This window comes from Aureimonas sp. N4 (assembly GCF_001463925.1).
Classification (GTDB): Bacteria; Pseudomonadota; Alphaproteobacteria; order Rhizobiales; family Rhizobiaceae; genus Aureimonas; species Aureimonas ureilytica_A.
In genome coordinates, this window is record NZ_BBWS01000015.1 from 42,235 (window position 1) to 61,696 (window position 19,462).

The 19,462-nt window shown below is 65.7% G+C and carries 21 protein-coding genes and 1 other RNA gene; 7 read left to right on the forward strand and 15 right to left on the reverse strand.

Features of this window, described 5'->3' with window-relative positions; genetic code table 11:
- Positions 1-33: 33 nt before the first annotated feature.
- The 9 genes from AUL28_RS04960 to AUL28_RS22980 all read right to left on the reverse strand — a co-directional run bounded on the left by AUL28_RS04960 (position 34) and on the right by AUL28_RS22980 (position 7,361).
- On the reverse strand, positions 34-1,755 hold the full coding sequence (locus tag AUL28_RS04960; RefSeq protein WP_058635597.1) for a peptidoglycan D,D-transpeptidase FtsI family protein: 1,722 nt from the start codon (positions 1,753-1,755) through the stop codon (positions 34-36).
- Positions 1,752-2,111 (reverse strand): cell division protein FtsL, encoded by a 360-nt coding sequence (ftsL, locus tag AUL28_RS04965; protein WP_058600868.1) that lies wholly within the window; start codon positions 2,109-2,111, stop codon positions 1,752-1,754. The genes AUL28_RS04960 and ftsL overlap by 4 nt, the downstream gene beginning before the upstream one ends.
- Before the next feature lie 8 nt (positions 2,112-2,119).
- Positions 2,120-3,151 (reverse strand): 16S rRNA (cytosine(1402)-N(4))-methyltransferase RsmH, encoded by a 1,032-nt coding sequence (gene rsmH, locus AUL28_RS04970; RefSeq protein WP_062230881.1) that lies wholly within the window; start codon positions 3,149-3,151, stop codon positions 2,120-2,122.
- Positions 3,148-3,609, reverse strand: coding sequence for a division/cell wall cluster transcriptional repressor MraZ (mraZ, locus tag AUL28_RS04975; protein WP_058600870.1), 462 nt, complete (start codon positions 3,607-3,609; stop codon positions 3,148-3,150). The genes rsmH and mraZ overlap by 4 nt, the downstream gene beginning before the upstream one ends.
- Before the next feature lie 696 nt (positions 3,610-4,305).
- Positions 4,306-4,695, reverse strand: an RNA gene (rnpB, locus tag AUL28_RS04980) — RNase P RNA component class A.
- A 48-nt stretch (positions 4,696-4,743) separates the two neighbouring features.
- Entirely contained in the window at positions 4,744-5,304 is a 561-nt protein-coding gene (locus AUL28_RS04985; protein WP_153005440.1) for a lytic transglycosylase domain-containing protein, read from the reverse strand.
- 189 nt (positions 5,305-5,493) lie between these two features.
- The gene (locus tag AUL28_RS04990; RefSeq protein WP_244493416.1) at positions 5,494-6,249 is read right to left on the reverse strand and encodes a peptidoglycan recognition protein family protein; all 756 of its coding nucleotides are present in this window, start codon (positions 6,247-6,249) and stop codon (positions 5,494-5,496) included.
- Entirely contained in the window at positions 6,246-6,965 is a 720-nt protein-coding gene (locus AUL28_RS04995) for a J domain-containing protein (protein WP_062230882.1), read from the reverse strand. Before AUL28_RS04995 ends, AUL28_RS04990 begins: the two co-directional genes overlap by 4 nt.
- Positions 6,966-7,133: 168 nt before the next feature.
- Positions 7,134-7,361, reverse strand: a complete 228-nt coding sequence (locus AUL28_RS22980) for a hypothetical protein (protein ID WP_058600874.1) — start codon at positions 7,359-7,361, stop codon at positions 7,134-7,136.
- A 204-nt stretch (positions 7,362-7,565) separates the two neighbouring features.
- On the opposite strand from AUL28_RS22980, the gene AUL28_RS05005 reads away from it, so the two are divergent.
- Positions 7,566-8,363 carry a glycoside hydrolase family 25 protein gene (locus AUL28_RS05005; RefSeq protein ID WP_062230883.1) on the forward strand — a complete coding sequence of 266 codons (798 nt, stop codon included), beginning with the start codon at positions 7,566-7,568 and terminating at the stop codon, positions 8,361-8,363.
- A gap of 70 nt (positions 8,364-8,433) precedes the next feature.
- Positions 8,434-9,633, forward strand: coding sequence for a lytic murein transglycosylase (locus AUL28_RS05010; RefSeq protein WP_062230884.1), 1,200 nt, complete (start codon positions 8,434-8,436; stop codon positions 9,631-9,633).
- A 64-nt stretch (positions 9,634-9,697) separates the two neighbouring features.
- Here the strand turns inward: AUL28_RS05010 and AUL28_RS05015 are convergent, their stop codons facing one another.
- From AUL28_RS05015 to AUL28_RS05035, 5 genes are all read right to left on the reverse strand, one after another.
- Positions 9,698-10,651 carry a glycine--tRNA ligase subunit alpha gene (locus AUL28_RS05015; protein WP_062230885.1) on the reverse strand — a complete coding sequence of 318 codons (954 nt, stop codon included), beginning with the start codon at positions 10,649-10,651 and terminating at the stop codon, positions 9,698-9,700.
- Between the two features lie 117 nt (positions 10,652-10,768).
- A complete protein-coding gene (locus tag AUL28_RS05020) occupies positions 10,769-10,960 on the reverse strand; it encodes a hypothetical protein (protein ID WP_058600878.1) in 192 nt (63 codons plus the stop codon).
- 59 nt (positions 10,961-11,019) lie between these two features.
- Positions 11,020-11,901, reverse strand: coding sequence for a S49 family peptidase (locus AUL28_RS05025; protein WP_156419892.1), 882 nt, complete (start codon positions 11,899-11,901; stop codon positions 11,020-11,022).
- A 71-nt stretch (positions 11,902-11,972) separates the two neighbouring features.
- On the reverse strand, positions 11,973-12,761 hold the full coding sequence (locus tag AUL28_RS05030; RefSeq protein ID WP_082640265.1) for a tRNA1(Val) (adenine(37)-N6)-methyltransferase: 789 nt from the start codon (positions 12,759-12,761) through the stop codon (positions 11,973-11,975).
- A complete protein-coding gene (locus tag AUL28_RS05035; RefSeq protein ID WP_058600957.1) occupies positions 12,739-12,966 on the reverse strand; it encodes a putative signal transducing protein in 228 nt (75 codons plus the stop codon). Before AUL28_RS05035 ends, AUL28_RS05030 begins: the two co-directional genes overlap by 23 nt.
- A gap of 132 nt (positions 12,967-13,098) precedes the next feature.
- On the opposite strand from AUL28_RS05035, the gene AUL28_RS05040 reads away from it, so the two are divergent.
- From AUL28_RS05040 to moaB, 4 genes are all read left to right on the forward strand, one after another.
- On the forward strand, positions 13,099-14,124 hold the full coding sequence (locus AUL28_RS05040; protein WP_062230908.1) for a polyprenyl synthetase family protein: 1,026 nt from the start codon (positions 13,099-13,101) through the stop codon (positions 14,122-14,124).
- 163 nt (positions 14,125-14,287) lie between these two features.
- On the forward strand, positions 14,288-16,117 hold the full coding sequence (locus AUL28_RS05045; protein ID WP_058600882.1) for a tetratricopeptide repeat protein: 1,830 nt from the start codon (positions 14,288-14,290) through the stop codon (positions 16,115-16,117).
- A gap of 8 nt (positions 16,118-16,125) precedes the next feature.
- A complete protein-coding gene (locus tag AUL28_RS05050) occupies positions 16,126-17,034 on the forward strand; it encodes a 4-(cytidine 5'-diphospho)-2-C-methyl-D-erythritol kinase (RefSeq protein WP_062230888.1) in 909 nt (302 codons plus the stop codon).
- Positions 17,034-17,585: a molybdenum cofactor biosynthesis protein B gene (moaB, locus tag AUL28_RS05055; protein WP_062230889.1), complete on the forward strand. Its 552-nt coding sequence runs from the start codon at positions 17,034-17,036 to the stop codon at positions 17,583-17,585. The genes AUL28_RS05050 and moaB overlap by 1 nt, the downstream gene beginning before the upstream one ends.
- On the opposite strand, the gene AUL28_RS05060 is transcribed toward moaB, so the two are convergent.
- Positions 17,582-18,073, reverse strand: coding sequence for a hypothetical protein (locus AUL28_RS05060; RefSeq protein ID WP_062230890.1), 492 nt, complete (start codon positions 18,071-18,073; stop codon positions 17,582-17,584). The genes moaB and AUL28_RS05060 overlap by 4 nt on opposite strands.
- 132 nt (positions 18,074-18,205) lie before the next feature.
- On the opposite strand from AUL28_RS05060, the gene AUL28_RS05065 reads away from it, so the two are divergent.
- Positions 18,206-19,363, forward strand: a complete 1,158-nt coding sequence (locus AUL28_RS05065; protein ID WP_058600886.1) for a PA0069 family radical SAM protein — start codon at positions 18,206-18,208, stop codon at positions 19,361-19,363.
- Positions 19,364-19,462 lie beyond the last annotated feature (99 nt).

Below are 19,462 nucleotides of genomic sequence, written 5' to 3' on the forward strand. Positions count from 1 at the left end.
AGCACCCTGCCCGACGATTGAAGCCTTTTGGCGTCAGTACGATACGAGGAGCTGCTTGCCCGCGTCGCCGAAATCAGGCTTCACGTTGAGAAAAGTCGCGGCTCGGCGAATGATGTTACCCACCAGCGGCGCGGCGTTCCAGCCGGCCTGCGCGTTGGGCTTGCCCGGCTCGATCTGCGGATCGTCCACGATCGACATGACGATGTAGCGCGGCTTCTCGATCGGGAAGGCGCCTACATAGGCGTTGAACCGGCGGTCCTTGGCGTAATGGCCGTTGATGACCTTTTCGGCCGTGCCCGTCTTGCCGCCCACATGATAGCCGGGAACGTTGGCCGCGCGGCCCGAGCCTTCCTCGCCATTGATGCGGAAAATCGTGCGCATGTCGAGCGAGGTCTTTTCCTGCAGGACGCGATGCTTGACCTCGTCAGCCTGCGCCTGGGTGCGCGGCAGGAAGGTCGGCGGAATAAGGAAGCCACCATTGATCACGGCGGCTGCGGCGACCGCCGTGTTCAGCGGCGTCGTGGACACGCCATGGCCGAAGGCGATGGTCATGGAATTGATCTTCTTCCAGGTCCTCGGCTGCGTCGGCATGGCGACTTCCGGCAGCTCGGTCTTGAGGCGGCTGAGAACACCCAGCCGCGTCAGGAATTCCTGGTGGTTTTCGAGACCCACCATATCCGCCTCGCGGGCCGAGCCGACGTTGGACGAATATTTGAAGATGTCGGGCACCGAGAGCGAAGCGCCCTTGTTGTGGAATTCCTTGATCGTATGGCCGGCCACGAAGAACGGCCGGGTGTCGACCATCGAATTGATGTTCACCTTGCCGAAGTCGAGCGCCATTGCGGTGGTGAAGATCTTGAAGGTCGATCCCATCTCGAACGTGCCGGCCGAGAAGCGGTTGAGATTTTCCTTCTTCAGCGCGTCGCCGGGGCTGTTGGGGTCGAAGTCGGGCATGGAGGCCATGGCGATGACTTCGCCCGTGTTCACATCGAGCACCAGCGCGCCGATCGCGACGGCGCGGTATTTCTGCATGGCGAGCACCAGCTCGTCGCGCACGATGTGCTGGACGCGCAGGTCGATCGAAAGCTTCACCGGTTCCAGGCTGTCGTTCGAGGCGAAGCCGCTCGACTGCAGCGCCCGGAAGCCACTGTCGTCGACGTATTTCTCCATGCCGGCAATGCCCTGATTGTCGACATTGGTGAAGCCGACAATGTGAGCCGCCGTCGGGCCGCCGGGGTAGAAACGACGCTTCTCGGTGCGGAAGCCGATACCGGGAATGCCGAGCGCCAGGATTTCCTGCTGCTGGCGCGGCGTCAGCTCGCGCTTGAGCCAGGCAAAGCCCGCCTTGGACGACAGGCGATCGTGCAGGACCTTCGGGTTGAGATCCGGCAGCACGGTCAGCAGCGCCTCGGTCGCCTCGTCGGCGTCGAGAATGCGGCGCGGCTCGGCAAAGAGCGAAGCGGTCTTGATGTCGGTCGCCAGCACTTCGCCGTTGCGATCCACGATATCGGGCCGCGTCACGGGGCCGGCATTGGCCATCGCGCGATAGGCGTCATTGGGGTCGGCCATCGCGCCCCACATGAGGAGCCGCGCGCCGATGACGCCATAGATCGAGCAGAAAAGGCCCGTGGCGATGATGAATCGCGCCTTGTTGCGCGGCGCTTCGCTGCGGCGCGGCCGCAGCGATCCGGTGGCCGATGTCTCGGATGCACCGCGACGCCGCAGGAAGTTCAGGTTACGGCGAAAATCGATCATCGCGACTTGCTCCCGTCCACGGCGGCGAACCGTTCGCGGTTCTTCTGGTCGGTTTCGGGCACGACCGGCAGCGGAGGCGAAGGAAGCTGGTTCGGCTCCACGATCTGCTCGGGAGCGGTCGGGTTGAGCTTCAGCGTGTCCTGAAAGGATTTGGCGAGCTGCTCCAGACGATTGGGCTGATTGAGAAGACTCCAGTCCGCGTCGAGCAGCTGGATCGTCTCCTTTTCCAGGGCGATCTTGCGGTCGAGAAGCGCGATCTGATGCTCCACCGATTCGGCCTGATACTTCTGTCCGAAGGTCCAGGCGGCGGCGCCGAGCATGAGGATGACGAGGAGAACGTCGAGCGTCTTCGACATGGGACGGTTCAAGCTCCGGACGGCAAGTCTGCCAGCGACGGCAGATCGATGAAATCCGTCGCCTCGCTTTCCGGGCGCGGGGGCGCGTCGGTGCGGACGGCGGAACGCAACTTGGCGGAACGAGCGCGAGGGTTGGACGAGATTTCGTCCTCATCACCCGTCACCGGCCGGTTACGAGATTCGAATGTGCGGTCCTTATGCTGAACATCTGGTAAATGGCGCGAGGTCGAAGCCGCTTCCGATCGATCGCGCAGGAAGCGCTTGACGATCCGATCCTCCAGCGAATGAAACGTGACGATCGCCAGCCGGCCGCCGGGCTTCAGGACGCGCTCGGCCGCGACCAGCGCACGCGCCAGTTCGCCCAACTCGTCGTTCACGTAGATGCGCAGCGCCTGAAAGGTGCGCGTGGCCGGATCGATGCGATCCTTGGGGGCCCGGCCGACGACGCGGCCGACGACCTGCGCCAGATCCAGCGTGCGCTCGAACGGACGCTCGGCCCGGCGCGCCTCGATGGCGCGCGCGATGCGCCCGGCCTGTCGCTCCTCGCCCAGGAAATTCAGGACGCGCGCGAGATCGCCGACCTTCAGGCGATTGACCACATCGGCCGCGCTCGGCCCCGAGCGGCTCATGCGCATGTCGAGCGGGCCGTCCTTCTGGAAGGAGAAGCCCCGCTCCGCCTCGTCGATCTGCATGGAGGAGACGCCGATATCGAGCACGACGCCATCGACCGAGCCACCCGCCTCACGCGCGACGATCTCCTCCAGATCGCCGAAGCGACCGTGAACGAGACGCAGATTCGGCTGCGCCGCTAACATGGGCGCGGCGGCGGCGATGGCGGTCGGGTCGCGGTCGATACCCAGAACGCTGGCGCCCGACATGAGAAGGGCGGCCGAATAGCCGCCCGCCCCGAAGGTCCCATCGACGATCCGATCGCCGGAGCCAGGGTCGAGCGCCTCCAGCACAGGCCGGAGGAGCACCGGAATGTGACGAACCGGTCCGCCATCGGCAGGTTCCTCAACCATGCCGTGATCCGTCATCATTCCGGCGCACCCTCGGACATGCCTCGGCTGGATCGACGCGCCGTCAAACGCGCGCGCGCCTCCGCTCGATAGGCCTCGAACCGGGATGGCTCCCAGAGTTGGAAGAAATGATTGCGCCCCACGAAGGTCACGCGATCGGTGATGCCCGTGTGAGAGCGAATGAAGTCCGACACCATGATGCGCCCCTCGGCATCGAATTTCAGAAAGGCGCCATCGCCATAGGCAAAGAGCGACATGTCCGAATAGTCCTCGCTGAAAGGGTCCGCATCCGCCATGCGGGCCTCGTAGCGCTCCAGAAGATCCATGCCGCCGACGTCGATGGCCGGCTGCCCGATCGCCTGAAGGGCGTAAAGCTCGCGAAACCCGCGCGCCGCCAAGACCTGACGAAACAGGGCCGGCACCGACACCCGGCCTTTGGCGTCGATATTGTTGACCGAGTTGGAGAGAAACCGGTCCATCGTCGCCGCCGACCGCCCCTCTGATCCCTCGCTTTGCCACGACACCCTCGCCCACGCTCAACGCCGAATTTCAGCACACAAACTCACCCGCCGGCAGCACAACAGCCGACGTCGCCCCAGCCAAAACACGCTGAAACGGATGCTCGCCAATGTTCGAATTCGACCCAAAACCGGGCCTTCAGGATGAGAATTGGGATATCATGGGCTCCCATGGGGGTCAATGGGAACGGCCCGGCCAAGCGGGAGCGGGCAGCCTGTTGCAGGCTTGCAGCACGACATGATTTTAATATGATTTAACAGGATATTAAGACGATCGGTTCTGCGCTCGGTTGAACGCGCTCAACGTGGCTCGAAGGGCCATCGCAGCCCGGCGCGCGGGTCTTTGAATCCAGCATTTACAAAGGGTAGACGGCAGGCGGCCGACCCAAACTGCTAAGGGTCTCCATTTTCTTAGGCCTGCCCAAGGCCGGCGTAAAATGCGCGAAAGCCGCTCTTGAACTTTTGGTAAAACAGGAAATCTAAGCGCGACCGGCTCGAGTCGTGCTGCGCCCGAAGGCAGGCGAGTGGATCGGCGGAGAATCGGGGATTGCGTGGTGGAGCTTCATCCCATCCCGCGTCCCATGTCGAGGGACAGGCTCGGCTTGAGTGCCGAACGCTTCGGCGGGCGCCGATCATAGTGGGGCGTGTCGATGGTCGAAGGCCAGCCGGCCTATAAGCCGGGTTCTGTGCGGCGGCTTTCGCCGCCCGGCGACCATTCCTCTGGGACGCCGCTCGCGCGACGCCTCAAGCAACCCACCCGAACGACAGGGCCGGAGAGGCCTGGCGGTTTCCCGCCGCGTCGTTCCTATTCGGTCTTGCTCCCGGTGGGGTTTGCCCTGCCGTCGCCATTGCTGGAAACGCGGTGGGCTCTTACCCCACCGTTTCACCCTTACCTTCGGCCGAAGCCGAAGGCGGTTTGTTTTCTGTGGCACTTTCCCTGGGGTCACCCCCGCCGGGCGTTACCCGGCACCGTTTCTCCGTGGAGCCCGGACTTTCCTCCCCCGCCGTCTTTCGACATAGGACGGGAGCGGCCGCCCGGCCGGCTGGCGTGCGTGGTCTCGCGCGCCGGGGGTCCGCTGTCAAGCGTCGGTCGGCTCAGAGCGAGGCTAGAACCAGCTTCACCTTCTCGCAATAGCGGGCCGAGGTCGGGTTCATGCGCTTGGAATAATGGCCGGCATTGTATTTGAGAATCGTGCCGCACAGCGTGCCGCCGCCCCGGCGCTCGGCGCCGGCGAGATATTTCATGCCGTATTTGATGTTGACGATCGGATTGTAGAGATCGGTCGCATCGCCGGTGAAGCCCATGTCGCGGGCCGTGGCGGGCTTGATCTGCATCAGGCCGATCTCACCGGCCCGGCCAGTGACGTCGACGCGGTAGTGGCTTTCGACGGAGACGATGGCATGGGCGAGTTCCACCGGCACACCATTGGCCTTGGCTTCCCGCTCGATAATGTCGGCGAAGGGTTTCTGGGCGAGGCGGGCCGCCTCATCATCGACCGCATCGATCTGGCTGGCGGCGGGGTCTGTCAAATCCTGATCGGTCGAGGTCTTCTCGATAGGCGCAGTGGAAGTCGAAGAGGCGGTGTCGGCGTCGGCGGCGGTCATAGGCGCAAGCAGAAGCGTCACGGCGGTGGCCATGGCAGGCAGTCGTCTCATTTCGGTCCTGTGGTCTTCGACGCTCCCGGCCTAACAATCCGGTTCCGTCGTCCCCTCTCGGCCGCAGATGCGCAGCGGCGGTACCCCCTCCTTTTGCCCGAAAAATCGAACCGGAAAGCGGCGCCTCAGTAACGGAATATTAATGACTGAAACAAAACGCGCTCGAACAAACCTCTGGTCCGCGCACTTTCAGCCTCCAGTTTGTACCGCTTGGAGGAGTTGCGTCAGCACCTCACCCGTTTCCTGATCGACACATCCATCGACGCGAACGGGCCGAAAATGACGCTGAAAGGCGCGGGTCACTGAGGCCGTCTCAAGCCCGAAGATTCCGTCGTTTCGGATGCCGTAACCATAGGCCGCGAGTTGGCTTTGATAGGCGGCGACCGCCGCGCCTCGATCCCCCGCGGCCAGAAAAGCTTTGTTTTGCTTATGTTTGCTGGCAAACCAAAGGCCGACACCGGCTGAAAAAAGTTGATCCCAAGGAAACAACTCGCCTGGATCTTCCTTCCTCGCAGGCGCTATATCGGAATGCGCCAAGACCAATTGTGGCAAGATTGACCAGCGGTTGCCACAATCTTTGCACAATTCGATGACCGCATCGATCTGCCGTTGCGGAAATGGTCGGTAGCCATGCTCATGGCCGGGATTGACGATCTCGATGCCGATGGCGCGGGAGTTCACGTCCTCCCTCCCCTGCCAAGAGCCCCGCCCTGCGTGCCAGGCGCGGCGCGCTTCGGGCACAAGCTGAATAATCTCGCCGTTTTCCTCGACGACATAATGAGCCGAGACTTCGCTCGCCGGGTCGGTCAGGCGCGCGAGCGCTGCCGCGCCGGTGCGCATCCCTGTGTAGTGGAGCAACAGCATGTCCGGCCCCGCCTGCCCCCGCCGCTCGTTATGGCTGGGCGATGGCACGCAGCGCGACACGAGCGGACTGTCGGGGCTCACTCGGCGGGCGCCATCTTGCCGAGCGTCGCCCAGGCGGCGTTGATCGCCTTCATGCGCTCGGTCGCGATCGCCAGAAACTCCTGCGGCACGCCGCGCGCCACGAGCCGGTCCGGGTGGTTTTCCTTGACGAGTTCGAGATAGCGCCGCCGGATCGTCTCGGGACTGTCGCTCGGCTCGACGCCAAGAACCGCATAGGCCCCAGCTTCGCCGCCGATAATATGGCGGGCCTTGAGGCGCTCGAACTGCGCCTCGCTGATCTCGAAGAGTTCGGCCACGCGCTCGAGAAAGGCGAGTTCGCGATCGTGCACGAATCCGTCCGCCCCGGCGATGAAGAATAGGCCGTCGAGGACGTCGGTCAGGAGCGCGCAGTCGCGCTCGCCGCTGCCACACAATCCGCGCATCCGCAGCGCATAGGCTTCGAAGCCCGCCGTGTCCTGCTTGGCGAGGTCATAGAGCCGAAAGACGTTGCGCACTTCCTCGGACGGAATGTCGAAGATACGGCGGAACGCGTTGATTTCGTTCTGACTCACAACGCCATCGGCCTTTGCCATCTTGGCTGACAGCGCGATCATCGCCACGGAGAAAGCGACGCGCTTTCGCGTTTCGCGATCGGCCTCGAAGGCCGAGCGAATGCGCTCTACCAGAGCTTCGACGGTGGCCGCGCCACTGGCCGCGAGATCCCGCACGAGTTGCGCGAGGCTCGAAAAGATCGACATGGTTTCTTTCGTTTCCGCCGCGCCGCCAAGGGCGCCCGACTCGGCACTTTATCGCAGCGCGCTCTGTCGCGACAGCGAAAGCAGGCGGCCGCCAGCCCCTCTCTCGACGAAAAAGGCCCGCGCTGGTGGCGCGGGCCCGGTCAGTGGCGCTGTGGACCGCCCCTGCCTTTACGGCGTGGTGGTCGTCGTGCCCGTCGTACCCGTGGCACCCGGCGTCGCGGTCATGCCAGTCGTTCCCGTGGTGCCGGTGGCCGGCGTGGTCGTGGTGGTTCCCGTCGCCGGAGCGGTCGTGGTGCTGGCGGCCGGCGTGGTCGTGTTCGAATTGCTTTTGTTGTCCGAGCAGGCCGTCAGCGCCAGGAGGGCGACGGCGCTAAGAGCAAGAGAGATCGTCTTCATGAGATACGGTCCTGTTGTTGGTCTGCTGCCCCTACAACGAGCTAGATGGGGTTCGGTTCGCCCGTTTCCTGTTCACGCTGCATTTCATCGGTCACATCTGCGCCAGATCACGCTCCGGCGATGCGAAGGGCAACGCCAGCCCGGCGTAAGGTCCCGTGCGCACTTTGCCGCCGCATGGGACGCCATGGCAGGGATACGGAACCGATGCGATCATCACCGAACACGGATCGCGCGCCGCTCGCCTCGGCCGGCCGGGCGCTGGCCCTCGCGCTGTTCGCCTGCCTCGCTCTCACCAGCTGCCGGTCCGTTTCGCTGGATGCGACCGAGCTGGGCCTTGTCGGCATCAAGGGATCGAAGCCCGAGCATTACCCGGTCCACGGCATCGACGTGTCCAAATACCAAGGCGAGGTGGATTGGGAGGCGGCGCGCGCGGGCGGGGTCGCCTTCGCCTACATCAAGTCCACCGAAGGCGGAGACCGGATCGACGGTGCCTTCGCGCGCAACTGGAAATATGCCAAGGCCGCCGGCTTGCCGCGTGGGGCCTATCATTTCTTCTACTGGTGCCGGCCGGGCCTCGAGCAGGCGCGCTGGTTCATCGAGAACGTGCCGCGCGACCCCGACGCCCTCCCCCCGGTGCTCGACGTCGAATGGACGCCGGATTCGCCGACCTGCACCCGCCGCCCGCCGCGCGAGGAGATGGTGCGCGAGATGAGCGCCTTCCTGAACGCGGTGGAGCGCTATTACGGCGTGCGCCCGATCATCTACGCGCCGATCGACATTCACCGCGATCGGCTGATCGGCACCTTCCCCAAGCACCAGTTCTGGCTGCGCGGCGTGAAGGACCATCCGAGCGAGAACTATCCCGGCCGCGACTGGCGCTTCTGGCAATGGACGGCGACGGGCACCGTGCCGGGCGTCCCGGGCGGGGTCGATCGCAATGCCTTTTCCGGCACGAAAGCCGATTGGGACACCTGGCTGAAGGCGCATCGACCGGCTTCTTGACCACCTCTTCTTCAAAGCGCCGCACTTTGCCTGTTAGGGCGACGCATCCCTTTTCTATGACGGACCGACCATGACCCTTTCGCTGAAACCTCTGCTTCTTGCTTCCACGCTGCTGCTAGTGGGCGTCGGCGCGGCCGCCGCGCAGGGCGCGCAGTGCGGCGGCGACTGGAACAGCTTCCTGAAAGGCGTTCGCGCGGAGGCTCTGGCCAAGGGCCTGTCGCAGAACGGCGTGGACCGGGCGCTGGCCCATGTCCGGCAGGACGAGAAGGTGCTGGCGCGCGATCGCGGCCAGGCCGTGTTCCAGCAGGAATGGCTGCGCTTCCAGGGCCGCATGGTCAACAAGGACCGGCTCGCGCGCGGCAAGGCGAACCTTCAGAAATACGCCTCGACCTTCCGCGAGGTGGAGGCCAAGACCGGCGTTCCGGGCCCGGTGATCGCAAGCTTCTGGGGTCTGGAGACCGATTACGGCGCGGTGCTCGGCGATTTCGACACGCTGTCGGCGCTGGCGACGCTCGCCCATGACTGCCGCCGCCCGGAAATCTTCCGCCCGCATCTGCTCGGCGCGATCGAGCTGGTGGATCGCGGCTACCTGACGCCCGAGCAGATGAAGGGCGCCTGGGCCGGCGAACTCGGCCAGACGCAGATCCTGCCCGAGGACTATATCGCCTTCGGCACGGACCAGGACGGCAACGGCACGATCAATCTCCTGACCGACGTGCCCGACGTTCTGATGACGACCGGCAAGTTCATCCAGTCCATGGGCTGGCGCAAGGGCGAGCCCTGGCTGGAAGCCATCCGTATGCCAGCCGATTTCCCCTATGACCGGGCCGCGCTCGTCAACAAGGAGCCGCGCTCGGAATTCGCCAAGCTCGGCGTCACCAAGTCGGACGGCTCGCCGCTGGAGCGCGACGGCATGATGGCCTCGATCATCCTGCCGCAGGGCAAGGGCGGCCCGGCCTTCCTCGCCTTCCCGAATTTCGACGTCTATCTCAAGTGGAACAATTCGCTGACCTATTCGCTGACCGCCGGCTATTTCGGCACGCGGCTGGCGGGCGGGCCGGAGGTTGCGGTCGGCGATCCGCAGCCGGGCCTCGACGGCGAGCAGATGAAGCGCCTTCAGCAGCGCCTCGTGTCGCTCGGCTACGATGTCGGCAAGGTGGACGGGATTCTGGGCGCCAACACGCGCGCCGCCGTCGCGACCGAGCAGCAGAAGCACGGCATGGCGCCGGACGGCTGGCCCACGACCGAGCTTCTCGCGAAGCTCGGCTGATACGAAAAAAGGGCGGCCTTCGAGCCGCCCTTCTTATGTCGATCAGAATTTTAGGTTCGAAGGCTCAGGCGACGGCCTTCCAGTTCAGCCCACCCGCCTCGGTCTGCAGGAAGGCCTCGCCGCAGGCCTTGGCCAGCGTGCGCACGCGCAGGATATAGCTCTGGCGCTCCGTTACGGAGATCACGCCGCGCGCGTCGAGCAGGTTGAAGACATGGCTGGCCTTGATCGCCTGATCGTACGCCGGCAGCACGCATTTGTGCAGACTCTGGTTGCCACCCGAAACCGGCGCGCCGGCCTGGAGCAGCGCGCGGCACTCAGCCTCGGCATCCTCGAAATGCTTGAGCAGCATCGCCGTGTTGGCTAACTCGAAATTGTGCCTCGAATATTCCTGCTCGGCTTGCAGGAAGACGTCGCCATAGGTGACCTTCTCGTCGCCCTCGCGGCCGTTGAAGTTCAGGTCGTACACATTGTCGACATTCTGGACATACATGGCGAGGCGTTCGAGACCATAGGTCAGCTCGCCCGCCACCGGCGCGCATTCGATACCGCAGACCTGCTGGAAATAGGTGAACTGCGAGACTTCCATCCCGTCGCACCAGCATTCCCAGCCGAGGCCCCAGGCGCCCAGCGTCGGCGACTCCCAGTCGTCCTCCACGAAGCGGATGTCGTGCAGACCCGTGTCGATGCCGATCGCCTTCAGTGAGCCGAGATAGAGTTCCTGAAGGTTGGGCGGGTTGGGCTTCAGGAGAACCTGATACTGGTAATAGTGCTGGAGCCGGTTCGGGTTCTCGCCATAGCGCCCGTCCTTGGGCCGGCGCGAGGGCTGCACATAGGCCGCGTTCCAGGGCTTGGGGCCGAGCGCGCGCAGCGTCGTGGCGGGGTGGAACGTGCCCGCGCCGACTTCCATGTCATAGGGCTGGAGCACGACGCAGCCATAATCGGCCCAGTAGCGATGCAGCGCCAGGATCAGGCCCTGAAACGAGCGTTCGGGCCGCATATGGGGGGCGAGTTCGGACATGTCGTGCCTTTCCGGCCAAGCAGCGTCGCGGCCCGCCAGAAGGCGAAGCCGCTCTTTGGCGCGGGAGTTGCCACGCCGGCGCGGGAAGGGTCAAGCCTTGCCGCGTCTCGCCCGCCCTCAGTCCTCCTGTAGACGGAAGACCCCGTCCTCGCCGCGCACGAGCGTGCCTTGCGCGCCGGTGCGCATTTCCGCTTCCGAGCGGCGGTTGCGCTCCGAGACGCGCGCGGCGTCCCGCTGCATCTGCTGGTATCCGAAATAGGCCGCCGCACCGACGAGGCCGAAGAGAAAGATGGGCATCAGATCCGCCATGGTTCGTCCGCCTCAAGTTTCGTCGTCAAACCCGGCAAAGGCAAGGCATAAGCCGCCGATCACAAGCCGTAGCGCGCCCAGAGCGCGCGCTCCTCGGCTGCCTCCACCAGAGCGCCGCCGAAACCCGCGCCGGCCTGCGACAGGTCGAGGCTGCCCGCCAGCCGGCTCGCCCCGCCGCCCGAGCCGCGAAGCGAGAACAAGCCGCGCTTGGGGCCGATCACCTGCAGCTTGACCTTGTCGCCGTAATGGCCGCGCAGGACGGTGCGCAGATCGCCCAGGCGATCCACGAGGCCAAGCTCCAGCCCGCGCACGCCCGACCAGAAAAGGCCCGTGAAGAGATCGGGATGATCGGCGAGCTTCGCTCCTCGCCGGGACTGCACGAGGTCGATGAAGGTCTTGTGGACGTCGAGCTGGAGCGATTTCAGATGCTCGACATCTTCGGCCCGCTCGGGGCGGAACGGGTCCAGCGTCGCCTTGTTCTGGCCCGCCGTGTGAACGCGCCGCTCGACGCCGATCTTGCGGATCAGCTCCACGAAGCCGAAGCCGCCCGACACGACGCCGATCGAGCCGACGACGCTGGAGGGATCGGCCACGATCTCGTCGCCCGCGCAGGCGATCATGTAACCGCCCGACGCCGCGACATCCTCGCAGGCAACGATGACATGCTTGCGCTTTTCCTCGGCGAGATCACGAATGCGCTGAAACACCAGACGGGACTGGACGGGCGAGCCACCCGGCGAGTTGATCGAGATGGCGACGGCCGGCGCATCCTTCATCGCGAAGGCGCGCTCCAGAAGCGGGGCGACCGAAGCCAGCGAGATGGACTGGCGGAACGGACCCGACGCGCCGGCCATGATGACACCCTGAAGCCGCACGACCGGAATGACGGTCGCCTCGGAGCGAAAGCGCTTGGGCAGGAGCTTCTTCAGGCGGTTGGGCACGGGCAAAACCTCGGGGTCGCGAATCGTGGCCTCCATGTAGGAAGAGCCGGGCGCGGAAGAAAGCGCCCCCGTTACGAAACCGAAATCTCCGCCTCGCCCGATGAGACGGCGCGCCGAAGACCCTCGTCCAGCATGAGCGGCGGCCGGATGAGAAGCGGCGCTCGCGAGCCCCGAATGGCTGAAGCGAGAAGCCGGATCGCGGGATCGCCCGGCGCGGAATGCACCGGACGGAGGGACAGCGCCCCGAAGCGCCCCTCCATGCCCTCCAGAAGTTCAGGCAAATTGTCCGGCCGAAGGATCATGGTGAGCCGCGCCCCGTGCCTCGACAGCGCGCCCGCCACCGCCAGCCAGCGCACAAGGAATCCCGGCTCCGGCAGGGATTTCGCCGCGCCGCGCCTTGCGTCGGGTGACAGGCGCCCACCGGCGGGATGAAAGGGCGGATTGGAGAGGACGAGATCGAAGCGGGCATCTGCCAGTCCCGCCGCCTCCCGCACCGGGCGCGGGGCCAGGAGGTCGAGTTCCGCCACGTCGAGGCGGGGGGCGAGCGCGGCGTTCTCGGGAAGCACAATAGAGGCGCGCGCCAGCGCCGCCATGCTCGGCTCGCGCTCGGCGAGTACGAGCGACAGGCCGGGCGCGCGCACGGCTGCCGCCAGCGCAACGGCCCCCGCCCCGCTTCCCATGTCGAGCGCGTGGCCCGCAGCGTTTCTCGGCACAGTGGCCGCCAGAAGCAGCGCGTCATGCCCGGCGCGAAACCCGCCTCGTCGGGGCTGGAGCAGGTGGAAGGCCCCGCCGAGAAAGGCGTCCTTCGAGATGTCCTCCGCTGCTGGCGGAGCGACCTCAGGAGGGGTCGGAGAGTTCATGGCCGAGTTCCGCGTCGTGCAGGAGTCGGCGCGCCGTGTCGATTTCGCCTTCGTCCACCAGAAGCCGGCGCGGGATGGCGCCGATCGAGCCGTCGAGAATGCTCATATGGCCATCCGCGACGAAATGCGCGATCCCGGCATCCTTCAGGAGCACGGAGAGAAAGGACAGGAGAACGGGGTCGTTGGAACGCACAAGTTCGATCATGGGCTGACTTGGCGTGAAACGCGGCTGCGCCGCAAGGGCCGCGTTCGCGCCCTTTCACCCTCCATGACCGATCTTGTCATGCCATTCGCTCTTGCCGCACGCCGCCCGCCCCGCTATTGCCCCGGCAACCGAATGGAGGATATCGTGAGCCTAGCCAGCCCCGTGGGTACCGTCAGGCCCATCGCCTCGATCGATCCGATCCTCGGTTTGACGCGCGTCGATATGAACCGCGTCAACGACATGATCCTGGCCATGGCCGGGTCGAATGTCGAACTGATCCCTGAGATCGCCGACCATCTGATCTCGTCCGGCGGCAAGCGGCTGCGCCCCATGCTGACGATCGCCTCGGCGCTGCTCTTCGACTACGAGGGCGAAGGTCACGTGAAGCTCGCCGCCAGCGTCGAGTTTCTCCATACCGCGACACTCCTGCATGACGACGTGGTGGACGAAAGCGACCTGCGCCGGGGCCGCAAGACCGCGCGCACCATCTGGGGCAATCAGGCGAGCGTGCTCGTCGGCGACTTTCTGCTCGGCCAGGCCTTCAAGATGATGGTCGAGGTCGGCTCCATGCGTGCCCTCGCGATCCTGTCCAACGCCTCGGCCGTGATCGCCGAAGGCGAGGTCTGGCAGCTCTCCGCCGCCAAGAAGATGACCACCAGCGAGGCCGATTATCGCGCCGTGATCGCCGCCAAGACGGCCGAGCTTTTCGCGGCCGCCGCAGAAGTCGGCCCCGTGATCGCCAAGTCGGGCGATGCGGCCGAGCGCGCCATGCGCGCCTATGGCATGCATCTCGGCATGGCGTTCCAGCTCGTGGACGATGTTCTCGACTATGGTGGCTCGGCCAACGATCTCGGCAAGAATGTCGGCGACGACTTCCGAGAAGGCAAGATCACCCTGCCCGTCATCCTCGCCCATGCGGCGGGCGACGAGAGCGAGCGCCAGTTCTGGCGTGAGGCCATGGAAGAAGGTCGCAACGACGACGCGGCGCTGGCGCGCGCGCGCTCGATCATGCAGCGCCATGGCGCGCTGGAAGCGACCAAACAGCGCGCCCGCGAAGAAGGCCGGCTGGCATCGGACGCTCTGTCGGCCATGCCGCCCGGCCCGGCGCGGGACGCGTTGGAGGCGGTCGTGGAATTCTGCATCGACCGGATTTCGTGAGGCGCGTTTCGCGCCCGCACTTGCGCCCGGCCGTAAAATGAACAAGCTGGCTTGACAAGGGAACGGGTCGGCGCTTGCTGCCCGCTCAGCGGCGACGATCTTTAGAGGTCTCGCCTGCGACGGCCGCTTCGGGCCGCTTTCGTCCTTCGCAAAGGAATTCGACGTGGATACATCGCGCATTTCGCGGATCGCTCTGGCGGCAGCCCTCGCGGCCTCGATGATGGCGATCGGCGTGGCCGAAGCGCAGGCGAAGAAGGTCGAGCCGGCTCCGGCCGCCGCCAGCGGCAAGCCGCCGATCGAGGTGAACACCCTTTCGGGCGCCTATCTCGCCGCCAAGCAGGCGCGCGAGAACCGCCAGCCCGACATCGCGGCGGATTACTACGCCAAGGCGCTATCGCTCGACCCCAATTCCGAAACACTCCAGCAGGAGGCGATGTTCGCCTATCTCGCGGACGGGCGCTTCGCGGAAGGCGTAAAGCTCGCCACCAAGCTGGCGGGCAACGAAGATGTCGGCAAGGTCGCCCATATCGCACTGGCGCTCGATGCGCTGCGCTCCAGCCGCTTCGATGCGGCCATCGGCCAGCTCAAGCTGGAAGACACGAGCGACCTCGACACGCTGCTGATCGGCCATCTCTCGGCCTGGGCCGAGCTTGGCGCCGGTCGCTCGCGCGAGGCGCTGGCGCGTATTCAAGGTCTCTCGGGTGCCTCTTGGTTCTCCGTGTTCAACCAGTATCAGGCCGGTCTCCTCGCAGGCCTCGCCGGCAACCTGCCGGCCGCGCGCACGGCGCTGAACAGCGTCATCTCCGATCAGGCCTCGGCGCAGACCTCGGTGGACGCCTTCCTTGCCAGTGCCGAGGCGCTCGGCCGCCTGGAAGCGCGCGCCGGCAAGAAGGCCGATGCGCTGGCTGCCATCGACAAGGGCTTGGAACTCGCCCCCGGCTACGAGCCGCTGACGCAGCTGCGCAGCGAGGTCGAGGCCGGCAAGAAGATCGCCGCGCCCATCGAAAGCGCCCAGGAAGGCGCGGCTGAAACGCTCTATATTCTCGGTCAGGCCATCAACCGGGGCGACGGGCAGGACGTGGCGCTTCTCTACTTCCAGTTCGCCAAGGCCGTGTCGCCGACGCCCAATCCGAAGCTTCTGACGGCGCTGGCCGGCGTCGCCGATCGCACGCAGCAGATCGACCTCGCGCTGTCCTATTACGCGCAGATCCCCAAGGCTTCGCCCTATCACCGCACGGCCGAGCTTCAGATGGGCCTCGACCTCTGGCAGGCCGACCGCAAGGATCAGGCCAAGGATCATCTTCGCAAGGCCGTGAAGGACTACCCCAACGACCTTCAGGCGCATCTGGCCTTTGCCGACGTGCTGGCCGCCGACAAATCCTATGGCGAGGCGGTGAAGCTTCTCGACCGCGCGCTGGAACTGGCGCCCAAGGACGCGCCCAATCTCTGGAACATCTATTACCAGCGCGGCATCGCCTATGAGCGCCTGAAGGAATGGGACAAGGCCGAGCCCGACTTCAAGAAGGCGCTGGAGCTTTCGCCCGACCAGCCGCAGGTGCTGAACTATCTCGGCTATAGCTGGGTGGACATGAACAAGAACCTCGACGAGGGGCTGAACATGATCCGCACCGCCGTCGATCTGCGCCCCAACGACGGCTATATCATCGACTCGCTCGGCTGGGCCTATTACCGCCTGGGTCGCTATCCCGACGCGGTGGAGCAGCTGGAGCGGGCCATTCTCCTGACCCCGGCCGATCCGACCATCAACGACCATCTGGGCGACGCCTATTGGCGCGTCGGACGCACCCGCGAGGCCAAGTTCCAATGGAACCGTGCCCTCACGGGCGAGCCCAAGCCCGAGCAGGCGCAGGTCGATACGATCAAGCGCAAGCTCGCAGAAGGCCTCGACGCCGTGTCGCCGGCCTCCGCCAATGAGCCGCCCGCCGCCCAGCGCGCAGCCAACGAGGCCCCGGCGGCCACGCAGCCGAACTGAGCGGGGGCGTGGACGCGCTCGCAGCTCACCGCGCCGCTCTTGGCGGAGCGGTCTCGGCCCCCGCCAAGGTCAATCTCGCGCTGCATGTCACCGGTCGGCGCGAGAACGGCTATCATGACCTCGACAGTCTCGTCGTCTTCGCACGGGACGGCGACCATCTGACCATCACCCCGGCCGATCAGGATCAGCTGACGATCGAGGGCCCTTTTGCCGCCGGCCTGCCGCTCGATCGCGGCAATCTCGTTCTGCGCGCGCTGGATCTGGCACGCTCGCTGGCCGCGCGCGTCGGGATCGATCTCCCCCCTGTTCACATCCATCTCCAGAAGAACCTGCCGCTTTCCTCCGGCATCGGTGGCGGCTCGGCGGACGCGGCGGCGCTTCTGCGCTGGATCGCCGATGCCTATCCCGTGCTGGCGGACAGGCTGTCGGCGGAGTGTCTGAGCCTCGGGGCCGATGTGCCTATGTGCTGGGCCGGCCGTGCGGCCCGCGTGCGCGGCATAGGCGAAGTCTCGGCCCCGGTCGCGCGCCTCGGCCGGTTTGCCATGGTCCTGGTGAATTGCGGCGCGCCGGTCTCGACGCCGGCGGCTTTCTCCGGCTTGGAGAGGCGCGACAATCCCCCCCTGCCCGCGCTGCCGGCGGGCGGCTTCGCCGATCTCGAGCAGCTCGTCTCCTACCTCCGAGACACGCGAAACGATCTGGAAGCGCCGGCCCTGCGCATCGTGCCCGAGATCGCCGCCGTGTCCCGCGCGCTGGCCGATGAGGGCGCGGCGTTTCAGCGCATGTCCGGCTCGGGGGCCACGGTCTTCGCTCTGTTCGAAAATACAAGCCAGGCGGATGCGGCGGCGACGAGGCTGCGAACGCGCCAGCCGCATTGGTGGGTCGCGGCCACCGAAATCCAGCCGATGGGGGAGGCGTGATGACATCGCCGGACCGAGAATTCCTTCCGCTCGGCATCGCCATTCTCACCGTCTCCGACACGCGAACCCTCGCGGACGACAAGTCGGGCGACACGTTGGTGGCCCGGCTGGAGGAGGCCGGCCATCGCCTCGCCGCCCGCGCCATCGTACCCGATGATCGCGACGCCATCCGCGACACGGTTCTCGGCTGGTCGCGCGACGCGCAGGTGGATGTGGTGATCACCACCGGGGGAACCGGCTTCACCGGCCGCGACGTGACGCCCGAGGCGCTGGAGCCTATCTTCGAAAAGCGGATGGACGGGTTCTCCGCCGTGTTCCACCGCGTCTCCTTCGAGAAGATCGGCGTCTCGACCATCCAGTCCCGTGCGACGGGCGGCGTGGTGAACGCCACGTTCGTCTTCGTGCTGCCAGGCTCCCCCGGCGCCTGCCGCGACGCCTGGGACCATATTCTGAAAGCCCAGCTCGACTATCGGCACAAGCCCTGCAATTTCGTGGAAATCATGCCGCGTCTGGACGAGCACCTGCGGCGCACGGGCGGCGCGTCCGCTTAGGCCTCGCGATCAGCCAAACGGTCTAGGCCGATGCCTTTGGCAACGCCCTGCCAAGGGGCGCCCGCCGAGAGGCGCGACATCGCATGGGCCTTCGGCACGAGATAAGCGCTTTGGCGCCGTGCCAGCCATCGACGCCATCCCCTCGCCTCGCGCGTGGGCAGAACGAAGCGTCCGCCCCGCGGCGTTTTCGCCCGTGACTGATCCTCGCCATGGCGGGTGGCCCGCTCGGGCCAGTTGGCGGGCAGGCGGTCGCCCGCGCGCATCAGGATCAGCCAATCCCCCTTCAGAGCCAGCGGTGTATGCCCAAGCTCCGCACGGGAGTGGACGGAGCATCCCGCGTGGTCGGCCACCTTCAGCGCGGCTTCGCCCTGCGGCTCCACCACGACAACCTCTCGCAGCACGCCCTCCACCACCCCCGCCACGAGGGAGGATAGGGTGATGGTCAGGTCCATCGGCTCGTCGGCATCGAAAACCAGAACGCTCAGCATGGTCCATCGCCATAGCCGACACGCGCGGGCGTGACCAGCGATTCAGAGGTTGCGAAGTTTGTTCTTGAAATGTTCTCAAATGATGAATAGGACTATGGTCACAACGCGAACAACCGGACGGAAGGTTGTCCCATGCACGAGATCAACACCGCCGACCGCATCGCCTTCTCGCAGCGCGACGGCATCGACATGGCCCAGCATGTGGTGGCTCAGTCCGGTCTGCGCATCGGGTTCGAGCGTCGGCGCGGCCGCGCGGCGGGCCTGAACCCGACAGGACGTTTCGAGCCCTTCGCGCGCTCGGCCTTCGATGACGGCTGGTCCTCGTTGGACGAGTTGCCGAGCCTTAAGACCGAAGTGCAGACCGAGATGGCGCGCAGCGTCATCACGCGCAATTCCTCGCCCGACATCTCCTTCGACCGCTCGGTAAACCCCTATCGCGGCTGCGAGCACGGCTGCATCTATTGCTTCGCGCGGCCGACGCACAGCTATGTCGGCCTGTCGCCGGGCCTTGATTTCGAGACCAAGCTCTTCGCCAAGCCGAACGCGGCGGAACTTCTGGAAGAAGAGATCGCCAAGACCGGCTACGAGGTCCGACCGATCGCCATCGGCACCAACACCGATCCTTATCAGCCGATTGAGCGCGAACGCCGGATCATGCGGCAGATGCTGGAAGTGTTGGAGGCGGCCAACCATCCGGTCGGCATTGTCACCAAGTCAGCGCTCGTGCTGCGCGATCTCGACATCCTCTCGCGCATGGCCGCAAAGGGACTGGCCAAGGTGGCCGTATCGATCACGACGCTGGATCGGCGTCTGGCCCGCACCATGGAGCCTCGCGCGGCGACACCCACAAAGCGGCTGGAAGCAGTGCGTGAGCTGACCAAGGCCGGCATTCCCACCATGGTGATGACCGCGCCCATTATTCCTGGTCTGACGGATTCGGAGATTGAGCGGCTTCTGGAAGCCGCTTCGGAGGCCGGGGCGCGGGAAGTCGGTTACGTGCTTCTGCGTCTGCCGCTGGAGGTCGCGCCGCTCTTCAAGGACTGGCTGCTTCAGCACTATCCCGACAGGTATCGCCACGTCTTGTCTCTGTTGCGCTCCATGCGCGGCGGTAAGGATTACGATCCCGAATGGGGCAAGCGCATGACCGGCGGCGGTCCCTATGCCACGCAGATCAAGCATCGGTTCGAGATGGCCGCGCGTCGCTTCCATCTCAATCTCGAACGCACGCAGCTGCGCACCGATCTGTTCAAGGCGCCGAAGGGTGCCGGTGTTCAACTGTCCTTGCTGTAAGGCTTGCACCCGTCTGAGCATTCGCGGGAGCCGGCGTCCTACGCCAACGGCTCGGCTACCGCAGACCGCGCCAGAGCTTCAATCCCCATCGGCGCTCCG